This window comes from Nocardia yunnanensis, from assembly GCF_003626895.1.
Lineage (GTDB): Bacteria > Actinomycetota > Actinomycetes > Mycobacteriales > Mycobacteriaceae > Nocardia > Nocardia yunnanensis.
Map to the genome: position 1 here is coordinate 1,719,276 of NZ_CP032568.1, position 15,772 is coordinate 1,735,047.

Here is a 15,772-nt window from a genome sequence, read left to right on the forward strand (position 1 = left end):
TCCGTGACGGATGACAGACGCCTCGCGCGCGACCCGATTGCCATTGTCGGGATGTCGGGGCTGCTGCCCAAGGCCCGTAACCATCGAGAGTATTGGCAGAACATCGTCGACGGTGTGGACTGCACCGAGGACGTGCCCGCCTCGCGGTGGAGCCTGGACGACTACTACGACGCCGATCCGGCGACGCCCGACAAGACCTATTCGCGGCGCGGGGCGTTCCTGCCCGAGGTCGATTTCGATCCGCTCGAGTTCGGGCTGCCGCCCAATCAGCTCGAGGTGACGAGCACCATGCAGACGCTCAGCCTGGGTGTGGCGCGCGATCTGCTGGCCGACGCGGGCGCGACCGGGTCGTCCTGGTACGACCCGGCGCGCACCGGCGTGGTGCTGGGCACCACCGGACCGGTGCCGCTCATGCATCCGCTGGCGGCGCGGCTGTCGACGCCGGTGCTGAAGGAGGCCGCGCGGTCGGTGGGGCTCTCCGACGCCGACGCGAATCAGATCGCGGACCGCTTCACTGCGGCTTTCGCACCGTGGGAAGAGAATTCGTTCCCGGGCCTGCTCGCCAATGTGGTGGCGGGCCGGGTGGCCAACCGGCTCGGGCTGGGCGGTATGAACTGCACCGTCGACGCGGCCTGCGCGGCCTCGCTGGCGGCGATCCGCACCGCCATCGCCGAACTGCGGGACGGCCGCGCGGATCTGATGATCACCGGCGGTGTGGACACCGAGAACACCATTTTCATCTACCTGTGCTTTTCCAAGGTCGGCGCGCTCTCGCACGGCGGTCGGATCAGCCCGTTCGGGTCCGGCGCGGACGGAACGCTGCTGGGCGAGGGCATTTCGATGCTGGCGCTGCGTCGGCTCGAGGACGCCCGCCGAGACGGCAACCGTATCTACGCGGTGATCCGTGGGCTGGGGTCCTCCAGCGACGGCCGGGCCAAGAGCATCTACGCGCCGGTGGCCGCGGGCCAGCGGGTGGCGCTGGATCGCGCGTATGCCGACGCCGACTGCTCGCCCGCCGACATCGAGTTGATCGAGGCGCACGCCACCGGCACCGCGGTCGGTGACAAGACCGAGCTGAGCGCGCTGAAAGGGCTGCTGTCCGACGCGAGTTCGGAGGCCCGGTTCGCGGCGCTGGGCAGTGTGAAGTCCCAGATCGGGCACACCAAGGGCGCGGCGGGCACCGCCAGCGTCATGAAGCTGGCCTTGGCGCTGCATCAGAAGGTGCTGCCGGGCACCATCAATGTCGACGCGCCCAATGCCGAGATCGCTGCCGAGAGCGCGCCGTTCTACGTGAACTCGCGCACACGGCCGTGGATTCTGGATCCGCGGCGTCCCGTGCGCCGGGCCGCCGCGTCCGCAATGGGGTTCGGCGGCACCAACTTCCACCTGGTGCTCGAGGAGGCCGACGGCGAGCGGAACCCGGTGCTGCATCGCACGCCGCGCGCACACCTGTGGCATGCGCCGGACGTGGCGAGCCTGATCGAGGCGGTGCGCGGCACCGCGGGCGGCGACGGCGGCGACATTCCCGAGGGGCACGCGCGCGTCGGGTTCGTGTCGGTGGACGATGAGGCGGCTGCGGATCTGCGGGCGCTGGTGGTCGACGAGCTGACCCGCAATCCCGAAGCGCCGCACTGGGATCACCCCGAAGGCGTGTACTTCCGTGCCGCGCCGCTGCCCGACCGGAAGGTGGGGGCGCTGTTCGCGGGGCAGGGCAGCCAGTACGTCGACATGGGAGCCGATGCGGCCCTGAACAATCCGCCGGTCGGCGCGGCGTTCGACGCGGCCAACGCCGCCTTCGCCGACGCGCCGGTCCGGCTCGGATCGGTGGTCTTCCCGCCGCCCGCCTTCGACGACGAGACTCGTGCCCGGCAGGAGAACGCGCTGCGGCGAACGGAATTCGCGCAGCCCGCCATCGGTGCGCTGGCGGCCGGTCAGTTCCGGGTGCTGCGGGAGTTCGGGTTCCGGGCCGACGGCTACCTGGGCCACAGCTTCGGTGAGCTGACCGCGCTGTGGGCCGCCGGTTCCCTCGCCACCGAGGACTTCTTCACCCTCGCACGGGCGCGCGGTGCTTCCATGGCGGTGCCCGAGGGTGTCGAAGCCGGCACCATGATCGCCGTCGGCGCGGCGCGCGAGGACATCGAACGGGTCATCGCCGAGATCGACGACGTGTGGATCTGCAACCACAATGCGCCCGATCAGGTGGTGGTCGGCGGTGGCACCGACGCGATTGCCACCGCCACCGAGAGGTTCACCGAAAAGGGTTGGATCACAAGGCAGTTGCCGGTGTCGGGGGCGTTCCACACGCCCTATGTGGGCCACGCGGTGGAGGCGTTCGGCGCGGCGGTGGAGAAGATCGAGATCGGCGCACCGGACGCGACCGTGTACGCCGACACTCGCGGTGCGATCTACGGCGCGGACGTCGACGGCAACCGGGCCACCCTGACGGCGCAGCTGAGCAATCCGGTCGAGTTCCACGACGCATTGACGGCCATGCGCGCCGACGGTTGCACGGTCTTCGTCGAATTCGGCCCCAAACAGGTACTGACCTCCCTGGTTCGCCGCACTTTCGGCGACGAGATCATCGCCATTCCCACCGACTCCGGTCCCATCGGCAACGGCGACCTCACCCTCAAACGCGCCGCCGTCCGCTTGGCTGTCCTCGGCTTCGACCTGCGCGGCCTCAACCGCCACAGCGCGGCCCCGCCCGCCGCCCCGGCCAAGAAACCCGCCATGGCCGTTACCCTCTCGGCCCCGGAGTACGTGCCCGACTCTCGCCGCACCGCCTACGCCGCCGCGCTGGCCGACGATTACCGACTGTCGGTCCTCGCCCCCGCCGCGAAAGGCCACGACCGCAACGGCTCTCACGGCCCCGCACAGGAGGGCGTCGAGCGCCCGGCAGTCGCTGTGGCCACCGTGGACGCCTCGAACCAACCGCCGCTTTCCCTCAGAAGTCTGGAGAATCACGTGTCCGCGGAACCGCAGTACCGCATTCCCACGCCGGGTGCGCTGGACAGCGCGCTCGTGCAGCATCTGCACACCCACCGCCACTACCTCGACGGCCAGCTCGAGCTGGCTCGTGACCTCGCGGGCGCGCTGCGCCACGGCCAGGTGGACGAACTGCTGGTCCGCGCCATCGAAGCGGTCAAGGACCATGGGGTGGCGATCAGTGAGAGCCATTCGCGCGCAGGCGATGTGGTCGCGCAGCTGGCCGAACTGGAGGGCGGGTCGACGGTGACTCACGCGCAAGCGGTCCCGGTCTACCTCGATTCGGCTGTGACCGCTCCCGCCGTGGAGCACCGCGCACCCGCGGCTCTGACCGCCCCGGCCGCGGCACCGGTCGTGCCGGCCCCGGCTGCCGTACCCGCAGCCCCCGCAATGCAGTCCGCGCCGATCACACCCCCGCAGACGAAGACGGTTGCCGCCGTGGCGGTTACGCCGCCCGCTCCCGCCGCTCCCGCCGCTCCCGCCGCTCCCGCCGCCCTGTCGGCCGACGCATTGCGCCAGGCGCTGCGGGAGGTGGTCGCCGACAAAACCGGCTATCCGGTCGAGATGGTCGACACCACGATGGATTTGGAGGCGGATCTGGGGGTGGATTCGATCAAGCGGGTGCAGGTGATCGGCGCTTTGCAGGAACGATTCCCGGAGCTGCCGGTGCTGGGGCCCGAGCAACTGGGCACGTTGCGCACGCTCGATCAGATCGTGGGCGAGCTGGCCGGGGGTGATGTCCACCCAAAAGCTGAGGCCGCGGCCGAAACGCCGCGGCATGTCGTCGAGCTCGTCGAGTTGCCGCCGGTGGATCCGGCCGTGGATCCCTGCCGCCCGGCCGGGCACGCCGTGCTGGTGTGCTTGGACGAGTCCGCCGAAACCGATTGTGAGGCCCTCGAAGAGCTGTTGCGGGCGCGCAGCTGGTCGGTGCGGCGGGTCTCCGACCCGGAAGCCGTCACCGGCACAACGCCGGTGGATACCTGTGTTGTGGTCGCCGGGGTAGCGACCGAATGGACACGGGCACAAGCCATTCTGACCGACGCCATCCTGGTGGCCGGGCGGGTGCTGCCGCGGCTGCGGGCGGCGTCCGGGCGGGCCGGGTTCGCGACCATCACCCGGCTCGACGGCCATCTCGGCTTCCGTGGTGACGCGCAGCCGGTGGCGGCGCTGCTGGGTGGTCTGGGCGGGGTGGTGAAAACCCTTGCGGCGGAACAGCCCGCGCTGTTCTGCCGCGCCCTCGACATCGACCCGGCGGTGCTGCCGCACCGGCTGGCGGAGCTGGTGCTCGAGGAACTCTGCGATGCCGCGATCGACACCCTCGAGGTCGGCGTGGACGCCGCCGGCGCTCGCCGCACCCCGGTACCCAGCCGGCACGGCGACGCCAGGACCGTCGAGATCCTCCGTGCGGGAACCGATTTCGGTCCTTCGCTGCTGACCGAAGCGGACACCCTCGTGGTCACCGGCGGCGCCCGCGGCGTCACCGCGACCTGCGTGCTCGCACTGGCCCGTGCCAGCGCCTGCCGCTTCGTCCTGCTGGGCCGCACCGAACTGGACGAGGAGCCGCAGTGGGCGGCCGGCCGCGCCGACGCCGACCTCAAGCCGGCCGCGGTGCGCGCCCTGGCCGGGACCGGCGTCACGCCGCGCGAGATCGACAGTGCCTGCGCACGGATCCGGGCGATGCGCGAAATTCGCGCCACCCTGGCCGAACTGGGCGATCGAGCGGACTATCGGCCGGTCGATGCCACCGACCCCGCGGCACTGAGCGCCGCGCTCGCACCGTGGCGTGACCCCGCACCTGACATGTCCGCGCCCGGCCAGACGGTCGCGGCCTCGCGTGGCCCCATCACCGGCGTGGTGCACGGGGCCGGGGTGCTCGCGGATTCACTCATCGCGGACAAGACGGTCGAATCCATCGGGCGTGTGCTCGGACCGAAACTGGCCGGGCTGGCGGCGGTACTGGAAGCGGCGGGCGAGATTCGGCATCTGGTGCTGTTCACCTCGGTGGCCGGGCTGTTCGGTAACACCGGGCAGGCCGATTACGCGGCCGCCAACGAGGCGCTGGGCCGGTTCGCGGTCAGCTGGGGCGCGCAGGATCCCGAACGACGGGTCACCGCCCTGGACTGGGGCGCGTGGGACGGCGGCATGGTGACTCCGGAACTGCGCGAGCACTTCCGATCGCGCGGTGTGCCACTCGTGGCTCCGGCCGCCGGGGCGGCCGCGTTCACCGCCCAGTTCTCGGCCGCTCGCCGGCCGGAACCGGTGCTGCTGATCGGCTCCGCCACCGCTCTCTCGGAGGCGAGCGCCGAGCCCGCCACCCTGCGGGCCCGGCGCGGGATCACCGAACTCGTGACCGAGCCGGTGATCGACGCCCACCGGATCGGTGAGCACATCGTGCTGCCGGCGACCTTCGGACTCGGTGCCATGGTGAACCTCGCCGAACGCACCCGGCCGAGCCGGACCGTGTGGGGAGTACGCGGTTTTCAGGTGCTCAAGGGCCTGGTGTTCGACCATCCGATTCCGGGCATCGAAGTGGAACTCGAGCCGGTCGCGGACATCGACGGCCGCACCGCGTTGCGGGCCACCGTCTTCGGTGACGCTGCGGCCCGCTTCCAGGCCACCCTGCTGCTCGGTGCAGAGCCGGAACGCGCTGCCCGGCAGCAGCTTCCGATCGGACCCGGCAGGGACGCGAGCTACCTCTACCGTGACGGCATCGAATTCCACGGGCCCGCTCTGCAAGGGCTACGGGAGGTGCGCTCGATCAACGATGACGCGGTCGTTCTCGAATGCGCGCTGGCCGCGGATCCGGTGGCGCACGGCAGTTTCGCCGGCCGCTTGCACGATCCGGTCCGAGCCGATCTGATCCTGCAAGCCTCACTGGTGCTCGGTCACCGGCTGCTCGGCGCGGCCTGCCTGCCGTTGGGTGTCGGCCGGATCGACTACCACCGGCCGCTGCCGTCCGGCGAACCCTTCCTGGTGGTGGTCGACAACCCTCGGGCGAGCCGAATGGAAGCCCTGATCGACGCCACCGCACTGTCTCTCGACGGCTCAGTGCTGCAACGGTTCTCGGATGTCGCCGTACTCACGACACCCGATCTGACGGAGAAGTTCAAGACCTCGGTGAGGCGGTGGACGGCATGACAACTCTCGACTTCGACGGTATCGCCTTCGATCCGACGGGCACGCGCCGTGTCGTGCCCACGCCCGAACCGGCTGCCCCGCAGCCCGTTCCGGCCCCGCAGCCGACACGGACGCAGACGGAACAACCCGAGGGCGACGCGCCCGTGCATCCGGTGGCCGCCGCGGCGATCGCGCAGATCCGGGCGGGCGTCATCGAGGCCCACCGCGCGGCCCTCGATGCGCAGACCGCCCTGCAGCGCGAGGTGTGGCGGCGTGCGCGAGGCAGCGAGGCCGCGCAGGCCGGGCAGGTCGCGGACTCGGCTGCGGCCGCGGTGACTGGGATTCGACCGGTCGAACCGGTCAGGCATGCGGCGGAGGGCGCGTTCAAACCGCTTGCCCGCACGCATGTTTCGAGTCTCGACGGCGCGGCCCTGAGGTTGCTGTCTTCGACGGAGATGAGTGCGGTCTTCGGCGACACACACCGCCGCATCGGGGTGGAGGTGACCGCGCGACTGGCGGCCACCACGCCGCTCACACTGACCGAGGTGACCGCGATCGAACTGTACGGCGGCACCGGGAACGGCCGGGTCGTCGCCACTTTCGACGGAGATCCCCGGGCGGCCGCGCTCCAGGCGGCGGAGGTCTTCGCTCTCTACACGGGGATGCCACTGTGCCTGTCGGGCAGCACGCTCACCGGTGGCGTCGGCGACACGGAGACCGGATTCGGTAGCGGCACCGTCGATGTGGTGGTGCAGCGGCTCGATCTGGTGCCTCGCCCATTCCTCCAGGCGACCGCCACCCTCGACGGCGGGCAGACCCTGGACGTCACCGCGATGGTGGCCGAACGACTCGGCGCGGAAGTCGGACCCGGTCAGGCGGTACCGCGGGTGCTGCTCAACGAATTCCACATGGCGCATCTCGCGCGCGGCGACCAAGCCATCGCCATGGGTCCGGAATTCGCCGAGTACACCGGTGTGCGGGCGACCCGCCTGCCGACCGGCGGCCTGCTGCTGGTGGATCGAGTCCTGCGCTTCGACGGCGCGCGCGGCAACCTCGAATCCGCCTCCTACGACACCGAATACGATTCACCGGCCGATTCCTGGTACTACGGCGATACCGCCAACGACTCCATGCCGCACTTCGTCTACATGGAGACCTCGTTGCAGGCCGCGTTGCTCATGGGCTACTACGCCGGTCCGACGCTGACCCAGCCCGGCGCCACGTTGAGCCTGCGCAACCTGGGCGGCACCGCCACGGTGCTTCGACAGATAGACCTGCGCGGCAAGACGATTCAGCAGTCCTCGCGCCTGCTGTCGACCACTGTCCTGCCGGGTTCCTCGTTGCAGACCTTCGACTACACCCTCAGCGTCGACGGCGAGCCGTTCTATCGCGGCGAAACCATGTTCGGCTATTTCAGTGATCAGGCGCTGGCCAACCAGACCGGACTGGACGCGGGACGGTATGTGCCGAGCTGGTTGTCGCAACATCCCGAGACCGCCACCCGCGTCATCGACGTGGCCGCGCGCCGCGCCGATCCCGGGTCGCGGGCGTGCGCGCGGCGCACACTGGCGCTCATCGACCGGGTCGAGGTGGTCGACGGGGGCGGCAATTACGGTGCCGGCTACCTGCGTTCGCTGCGCACCATCGATCCCCGGGATTGGTTCTTCGCTCGCCACTTCCACCTGGACCCGGTGATCCCCGGCTCGTTGGGCGTCGAGTCCGTCATTCACGCGGTCCAGGAGTGGATGCTGGACGCCGGATTCGCCGACGGCATGGCCGATCCGGTGTTCCGGATTCCCCGCGACATCGCCTTCAGCTGGCGCTATCGCGGGCAATTCCTGCCCACCGACGGCACGGTCGAGCTCGAGGCGCACATCAAGTCGGTGCACCACGGGCCGCACGGCGCCACCGTGGTGGTGGACGGTTCGCTGTGGAAGCCGGGCCTGCGCATCTACGAGCTGATCGACCTGTCGGTCGAACTCGCCGACCGAAAGGCATTGTCGTGACCACCCTTCGCAATCCGGTCGCCGAGACGGCCGAGGAGATCGCCGCGCTGCTGGGCGACCTGGACCGGCCGTGCTGGATCGTCCGGCACGACGGCCGGATCGCCGCCACGGCCGACGAGGATCTGGCCGCGCGCGCGCAGATCCTCGCCGCGGTCGGCCCGTTGCCCCCGGAACGACTGGGCGACAGTGCCTTTCGCGCCACCCACGGGGTGCGCGCCGCCTACGCGGCCGGCGCCATGGCCAATGGCATCGCCTCGCCCGAACTGGTGATCGCCATGGCCGAGGCGGGTTACCTCGCCAGTTACGGGGCGGCCGGCGTGCCGCCCGCCGGCGTCGAGGCCGCCTTGTCTCGGCTGTCGGCGCGGCTGCGCGGAAAACCCTACGCGGTCAACCTGATCCACAGCCCCTCCGAACCGGCCCTGGAACGCGCCATCGTCGATGCCTGCCTGCGCCACGACGTGCGGTGCGTGGAGGCGTCGGCGTTCATGGACCTCACCGCCGAGGTGGTGCGCTACCGGGCCACCGGGCTCGCGGCGAATCCGCAGGGCGGCATCGAGATCCGGCACCGGATCATCGCGAAGGTGTCGCGGGTCGAGGTGGCCGAACTGTTCCTGCGGCCCGCCCCGCAGCGCCTGGTGACCGGGCTGGTCGACAGCGGCCGGATCACCGCCGCGCAGGCCGAGCTGGTCACCCGGGTGCCGATGGCCGACGACATCACCGCCGAAGCGGACTCGGGCGGCCACACCGACCGCCGCCCCCTGACGGTGCTGCTGCCCGAACTCGTCGCCGCCCGCGACCGCGTCGCACGCACCGTGCCCGCCGCCGCCTCGGTCCGGATCGGCGCGGCGGGCGGCATCGGCACCCCCGACGCCGCCGCGGCGGCCTTCGCCATGGGCGCCGCCTACATCGTCACCGGTTCGGTGAATCAGGCCGCCCGCGAAGCGAATCAGTGCGAGTCCACCAAACGCCTGCTGGCGACCGCGCAATTCGCGGACTGCGTGATGGCCCCGTCCTCGGACATGTTCGAACTCGGCGTCCAGGTCCAGGTCTTGCGACGCGGCACCATGTTCGCCACTCGCGCCCAACGCCTCTACGATCTCTACCGCACCCACGACGGCATCGACGCCATCCCCGCCGCCGTCCGAGCCGACCTGGAAGCCACCCTGTTCCGCCGCCCCCTGCACACCGTATGGCAGGACTGCGTCGCGTTCTTCACCGAACGCGATCCCGCACAACTGCTTTCGGCCGAGCGCGACCCCAAATCCCGCATGGCACTGATCTTCCGCTGGTACCTCGGCCTGTCCTCGGGCTGGAGCATCCGCGGCGCCGCCGACCGCACCGCCGACTACCAAATCTGGTGCGGCCCCGCCATGGGCGCCTTCAACACCTGGGCAGCCGACACCCACCTCGCCGATCCCGCCCACCGCACCGTAACCGACATCGCCGTCCACCTGATGACCGGCGCCGCCTACCTGACCCGCGTAGCCCACCTGCGCACCGCCGGCGTACGCCTCCCCACCCCCGCCACCCACTACCACCCCCGCCGCCCGGACACGCGATGACAATCGGGTGCTCACGGAGTACGACGGCCGCCCAGTGGGGGGAGGGGGATGATGGAGGGCGGCCGTCAGTGATGCGAAGGAGTCGGTAGATGACCGTTGACGCTTGGGCGCAGCATCCGACAGCGCGGTTTCTCGCTCATGAGATGTTCGATTCGTTGCGGCGGTGGACCGGGGCTATTCCCGCGGGGGATATTCCGGTGAAAACGACGCTTGCTGCGATGGATGCGGCGGGGGTGGATCATGCGCTGCTGTCGGCCTGGTGTGCGCCGGAGGGGGTGCTCATCTCCAATGACGAGGTGGCCGGGTGGGTCGCCGAAGCGCCGGATCGGTTTTCGGGCATTGCCTCGGTGGATTTGCGGCGGCCGATGGAGGCGGTGCGTGAGCTGCGGCGTTGTGTGCGGGATCAGGGGTTCAAAGCCTTGCGGGTGTTGCCGTGGCTGTGGGAAGTGCCGCCTACCGATGCCCGGTTCTATCCGCTCTATGCCGCGTGCGTCGATCTCGGTATCCCCTTTTGCACCCAGGTCGGCCATACCGGGCCGCTGCGGCCCTCGGAGACCGGCCGGCCGATTCCCTATATCGACCGGATCGCGCTGGATTTCCCCGAGTTGACCATCGTGTGCGGTCACGTCGGTTACCCGTGGACCGAGGAGATGATCGCGGTCGCGCGCAAGCATCCCGGCGTGGTCATCGACACCTCCGCCTACACCACCAAACGGCTACCGCCGGAACTGGTCTCGTATCTGAAGACTCGCAGTGGCCGGCGCAAGGTGTTGTTCGGCACGAACTTCCCGATGATCTTCCCCGAGCACGCGCTGGCCGGGCTGGACGAGCTGGGTCTCGACGACGAGACCCGAGCCCTGTACCTCGACGGCAATGCCCGCCGCGTGTTCGCGCTGCCCGAGAGCTGAGCGCACTACTTCAAACCCGAACGCACGAACGCGTTCACGATGTGGCGCTGCAGAACCAGATAGAGCAGCAGCACCGGCAGGCAGGCCAGGCCCGCGACCGCCATGAGCGGGCCCCATTGGTCGCCCTCGGTGCCCATGAAGCTGCGCAGGCCCAGTTGCAGCACCGCATTGGAGCGGCGCAGCACCACGGCGGGCCAGAAGTATTCGTTCCAGGCGTTGATGAACAGCAGAATCCCCAACGCCGCCAACGCCGGTCGCAGATTCGGCACCACCACCGTCCACAGGATCGACCAGGACGAGCGGCCGTCGATGCGGGCCGCGGCGACCAGTTCCTTCGGGAAAGCGGCCAGATGCTGGCGCAGCAGCAGCACCGCCAGCGCCGAGCACAGTGTCGGCAGCACCGTGCCGATCAGGGTGTCTAGCAGGCCGAGGCGAGTCAGCAGAATGTAGTTGGGCAGCATGCTGACCTGGAAGGGCACCAGCCAGGTGCCGACGAAAGCCAGATACAGCAGCCGTTGAAAACGAAAGGTGTACAGCCCGAACGCATACGCCGCCAGCAGCGCGATCAGCAGCTGACCCGCCGCCGAAAGCGTCGCCACCACAAAGGTATTGACGATCAAGCGGGGAATGTTCAGTTCGTGCGCGGCGAGGGAGAAGTTCGACAGTGACAGCGGCCACGGCAGCGGGGACAGCGACGTGACGTCCTCCGGGCGGCGCAGCGCGGTGGCGAACAGCCAGTAGATGGGGAACACGCACACGACGGCCGTGCCCGCCAGCAGCACGTGGCCGCCGGCGGCGCGCAGCCGATCGGGCACGGAAGCATCAGTGATCGAAGGTTCAGTCATCGTGGAAGGCAACCTTTTCCGAGATCCAGACCAGGCCCGCGGCCATCACTCCGAACCCGAGGAACAGCAGCACACCCGCCGCCGCGCTGAGACCGGCGTCGAAGCTGTGGAACGCGTATTCGTAGAGCAGGTAGTAGATATTGGTGGTGGACTGCGCCGGCCCGCCCTGGGTCATGGTGTCGATGAGCGGGAAAGTCAGTGTGGGACTGAGCAATACGGTGGTCAGCACCAGGAACACCAGGGTGGGCGACAGCAGCGGCAGGGTGATCCAGCGCCGGATCTGCCGCGGTGAGGCCCCGTCGACGGCGGCGGCCTCGTCGTAGTCGCCGCTGATACCGGCCAAGCCGGCCCACACCACCAGCACCGCGAAACCGAGCAGCTGCCAGCCGGTGACGCCGACGATCACCCCCAGCGCGGTGCTCGAGTCGTAGACCCAATTGCGTTGCGAGCCGAGCACACTGTCGACGAAGCCGGTGCGCGGATGCAGCAGCCAGCGCCACACCGCGGCCACCGCCACGGGCGCGACCAGAAACGGCGCGAAGATCAACGCGTGATAGACCGTCCGGGTCCGGGCGCCCACCCGGCGGCTCACCAGCGCGATCACCACCGGCAGCAAAACCGTGAACGGCAGCAGCCCGGCGATCATCCACCCGGTGCGGCGCACGGACGCCCAGAATGCCGGAAGGTTCATCAGCCGTTCGTAATTGGTCGTCCCGACCGGCCGCATGGGCTGGGTCGGCAGCAGATTCCAGGAGTAGGTGGACAGTTGCAGGGCCTGCCCCAGCGGCTGGTAGGTCCACACCACCAGCAGGAACAGCGCGGGTGCGAGATACAGATACGGGGTGGCGCCGCGCGCGAGGCGGCGCAGCAGGGCGCGATGCGGCCGCGCCGCCGGTGTCGCGGCGATCACCGGCGGCGCGGCCTGGTCGGGAACTGTGACGAACACCGGTCAGCCGGCCTCCGCCGCGAGAGCGGCCAGCCGCTCCTGCACCTCGGTGTCGGCCTTGTCGTAGAGCCGGGCGGCCGGGCCCGCCTCCACCGCGGTCGCGATGATCGACGCGCCGACCACATCCAGCCGCGTGAAACCCGCTCCGGCGAAACCCTGTTGGCGTCCGGCGGGAGCCATGGCGTCGATGCGGTAGGCCAGTGCCGGGCCGACCCACACCGGAACACCGGCCAGCACGGAGGCGGCGGTCATGTGGTTGTGCCCGCACACGATCATGCGCACATCGGTCCCGGCGATCACCTCGGCCAGCTGATCGGCGTTGCGCAGCTTGAGGAATTCGGCGGCCGGGATGGCCGAGGGCAGCGGCGGATGGTGCAGCACCAGCAGGCTGCCCCGGGCCGCCGGGACGCGCAACCGCTCGGTCAGCCACGCCAGCTGCTCGGGTTCGAGACGGCCGTCGTGGCGCCCCGGCGTGGTGGTGTCCAGGCCGATGACGCGCAGGCCGTCGACGTCGAAGACGCGGTCGTGCGGCAGCGCGGTGTCGATCGGGGGTGTGAGGTCCAGCAGCTCCGCACCGAAAGCCGCACGCTCGTCATGGTTTCCCATCACGTACAGCACCTGCGCGCCGAGTTCGGCCGCCACCGGTTCGACGGCCGTGCGCAGCCGTCGGTACGCCTCGGGCGCGCCGTTGTCGGTGAGATCGCCCGACAGCAGCAGCGCGTCGATGCGCCGGCCGCCGGTGCGCAGCCGCTCCAGCACCCGCAGCAGGGTGGCGTGGGTGTCGACGGCGTCGAGGACCTGCTCACCGGCGGCGCGCAGGTGGGTGTCGGTGAGCTGGACGAGAATGAGATCGTTCATGAGGCCGGCATCAGTTTGGCGCCCTCGGTGCGGGCGGCGGTGAGGGTGGACTGAGCGTCCTTGCCCTGGAACACGATCGACTCGACGGCGTCCATCATGCCGTCGCGGATCTGCAGATAATCGTTGCCCGGCATGGAAACCCACGGCTCCATGGTGGCCAGCTGCGCGATGTTCGGCGCCAGCAGCGGGTTCTGGTTGGCCCAGGCGCCCAGCACGTTCGGATCGGTCACCATCTCCGAGCGCAACGGCAGATAGCCGATGTTCTTGGCGATGCTCACATACGACTGCTCACTGGTGAGGAACTTGATCAGCTCCCACGCGGCGCGCTGCTTGGCCGGATCGTTGGTCAGAATATGCAGGCCCGCACCGGAATTGGTGGGCACCGGCGTCTTGTCGCCGAAGCGCGGCATGGCCGCCGACCGCAGCTCCCACTTGTCCTTGGCGCCCGCCACGAACGTGCCCTGAATGGCGCTGGTCTCGAGGATCATGCCGATCTCGCCGCGCGCGAACGCCTCGTAACCCTGCTTCTGCGCCAGCTTCGGCATGGCGCCGGAGGTGACCAGATCCTGTGCCATCCTGGTGACCTCGACGCTGGGGGCGTCGGCGTAGGCGAGGGTGCGCCGGTCGTCGGAGATGACCCGGCCGCCGTTGGAGCGCACCATGGACTGGAAGCACCAGTCCTTGGCCGACTTGGTCAGGCAGTCCACGTAGACGCCGCCCTGACCGGTTTTCGCGGTGATCGCCTTGGCGTCGTCGGCGAGCTGCTGCCAGGTCGCCGGCGGCTTGGCCGGATCCAGCCCGGCCTGGGTGAACAGGCTCGCGTTGTAGTAGAGCACCGGGGTCGAGAACACGAACGGGACACCGTAGGTGTGGCCGTCCCAGTCGTCGAGGGTGCGGGCGCGCGGGTGATAGTGGAATTTGTCGCCGTCGAAGTTCTGCTGCACCGCCTGCTTGCCGAACAGGGTGTCCAGCGGTTTGGCGCCGAGCTGGTGAACGGTGAAATCCAGGTCGCTGAAACCCAATTGGGCGACATCGGGCGGATGCCCGGCGACCATCTGGTTCTGGATGCTCGAGATGGTGTCGGTGGCCGGGTTGGGGCTGTTGCCCTGCGGCTTCTGCGCGGTCACCGAGATATTGGGGAACTTCTTGGAGAAGTCGGCGATCAGCGCGTTGAAGGTATCGGTCCAGGCGCCGGCGAGCCCGTAGTTGTAGGACTCGAAGACGATCGAGACCTTCTGGTCGGGGCGCAGTTCGGGCACCTGGGCCGTGGACGTGGCGTCGGTGGCGGTGGTACCGCTCAGCCCGCAGCTGGTCAGCGCGAGACAGGCGGCGAACACCATGCCCAGGACGGGGCCGGTGCGTTTCACGAATGTTCTCCTCATCGAGTGGTGGTGCGAAGCGATCAGGCGACCGAGGCCGCGGGTTCGGCGGAGGTGGTCGGGGCGGGCTCCTGCCAGCGCAGGCGCAGGCCGGAGTGCGGGTCGAACAGGTGGAGATCGGCGGGGTCGCAACGCAATCCGATGTCGTCGCCGGCCTGGACGCCGGCGGGCCGGGTGGCGCGCACCGACAGCTGGACCGCCCCCGCGGCGACGTGCACGAGCTCCTCGCTGCCGAGGTTCTCGACCATGGTCACGCGGCCGCGCATCGCCGTGGCGGTCGGGTCGATGCGCAGGCGTTCGGGGCGGACGCCGGCCAGAACGGGTGTGCCGCCGCCGGTTTCGCCCGGGCCGCCCACCGCATCGGCATCGATGCCGAGGGCGGCGTCGACACCGTCGGTGCGCACGCGCAGGCATCCCGCGTGCGAAACCACTTCTGCCGGAAAGATGTTCATCGGCGGCGCGCCCAGGAACCCGGCCACGAACGCGGTGCGCGGCCGATCGTAGAGCTCCTCGGGCGTGCCGACCTGTTCCACCCGGCCGGCATTGAGCAGGGCGATGCGGGTGGCCATGGTCATGGCCTCCACCTGGTCGTGGGTCACGTACAGGAAGGTGGCGCCGAGCCGCCGGTGCAGGGCGATCAGCTCGGCACGGGTGGCGCTGCGCAGTTTCGCGTCCAGATTCGACAGCGGTTCGTCCATCAGGAACGCGCCGGGATCGCGAACCATGGCCCGCGCCAGCGCGACTCGCTGCCGCTGACCACCCGACAGCGCGGCGGGGCGACGGTCCAGCAGGGCCGACAACTCCAGCGTGCGCGCCACCTGATCGACCCGCTCGGCGATCCGGGCGCGGGGGGTACGGCGGGCGCGCAACGGGAATCCGATGTTCTTCGCGACCGTCAGATGCGGGTAGAGCGCATAGCTCTGGAACACCATGGCGAGGTCTCGCTGCTGCGGCACCTCGTGGGTGATGTCGTTGCCGTCCAACAGGATTCGCCCCTGCGACGGCTGCTCCAGGCCCGCGATCATGCGCAGCAGCGTGGATTTGCCGCACCCGCTGGGGCCGAGCAGCACCAGGAACTCCCCATCCGCGATATCGAGGCTCACCTCGCGCACCGCGTAGTCGGCGTCGAATCGTTTCGACACCGCGTCGATCTGCAAGCGGGCCAC

General features: G+C 69.8%; 9 protein-coding genes. 4 read left to right on the forward strand and 5 right to left on the reverse strand.

Annotated elements, in window-relative coordinates; all coding sequences use genetic code 11:
* The first annotated feature begins 3 nt into the window (after positions 1-3).
* The 4 genes from D7D52_RS07870 to D7D52_RS07885 all read left to right on the forward strand — a co-directional run bounded on the left by D7D52_RS07870 (position 4) and on the right by D7D52_RS07885 (position 10,578).
* A complete protein-coding gene (locus tag D7D52_RS07870; protein WP_120735717.1) occupies positions 4-6,123 on the forward strand; it encodes a type I polyketide synthase in 6,120 nt (2,039 codons plus the stop codon).
* Positions 6,120-8,108 carry a hotdog family protein gene (locus tag D7D52_RS07875; protein WP_120743907.1) on the forward strand — a complete coding sequence of 663 codons (1,989 nt, stop codon included), beginning with the start codon at positions 6,120-6,122 and terminating at the stop codon, positions 8,106-8,108. The genes D7D52_RS07870 and D7D52_RS07875 overlap by 4 nt, the downstream gene beginning before the upstream one ends.
* Entirely contained in the window at positions 8,105-9,670 is a 1,566-nt protein-coding gene (locus D7D52_RS07880) for a PfaD family polyunsaturated fatty acid/polyketide biosynthesis protein (RefSeq protein WP_120735718.1), read from the forward strand. Before D7D52_RS07875 ends, D7D52_RS07880 begins: the two co-directional genes overlap by 4 nt.
* Before the next feature lie 89 nt (positions 9,671-9,759).
* Positions 9,760-10,578 (forward strand): amidohydrolase family protein, encoded by an 819-nt coding sequence (locus D7D52_RS07885; RefSeq protein WP_120735719.1) that lies wholly within the window; start codon positions 9,760-9,762, stop codon positions 10,576-10,578.
* 5 nt (positions 10,579-10,583) lie between these two features.
* Here D7D52_RS07885 and D7D52_RS07890 read toward each other — a convergent pair whose 3' ends face one another.
* The 5 genes from D7D52_RS07890 to D7D52_RS07910 are packed head-to-tail and all read right to left on the reverse strand — an operon-like array spanning position 10,584 to position 15,772.
* Positions 10,584-11,423 (reverse strand): carbohydrate ABC transporter permease, encoded by an 840-nt coding sequence (locus D7D52_RS07890; protein ID WP_120735720.1) that lies wholly within the window; start codon positions 11,421-11,423, stop codon positions 10,584-10,586.
* Entirely contained in the window at positions 11,416-12,369 is a 954-nt protein-coding gene (locus D7D52_RS07895) for a carbohydrate ABC transporter permease (RefSeq protein ID WP_120735721.1), read from the reverse strand. The genes D7D52_RS07890 and D7D52_RS07895 overlap by 8 nt, the downstream gene beginning before the upstream one ends.
* 3 nt (positions 12,370-12,372) lie before the next feature.
* Entirely contained in the window at positions 12,373-13,227 is an 855-nt protein-coding gene (locus tag D7D52_RS07900; protein WP_120735722.1) for a metallophosphoesterase, read from the reverse strand.
* The gene (locus D7D52_RS07905; protein WP_246023686.1) at positions 13,224-14,594 is read right to left on the reverse strand and encodes an ABC transporter substrate-binding protein; all 1,371 of its coding nucleotides are present in this window, start codon (positions 14,592-14,594) and stop codon (positions 13,224-13,226) included. The genes D7D52_RS07900 and D7D52_RS07905 overlap by 4 nt, the downstream gene beginning before the upstream one ends.
* A gap of 35 nt (positions 14,595-14,629) precedes the next feature.
* Positions 14,630-15,772 (reverse strand): ABC transporter ATP-binding protein, encoded by a 1,143-nt coding sequence (locus D7D52_RS07910; RefSeq protein ID WP_120735724.1) that lies wholly within the window; start codon positions 15,770-15,772, stop codon positions 14,630-14,632.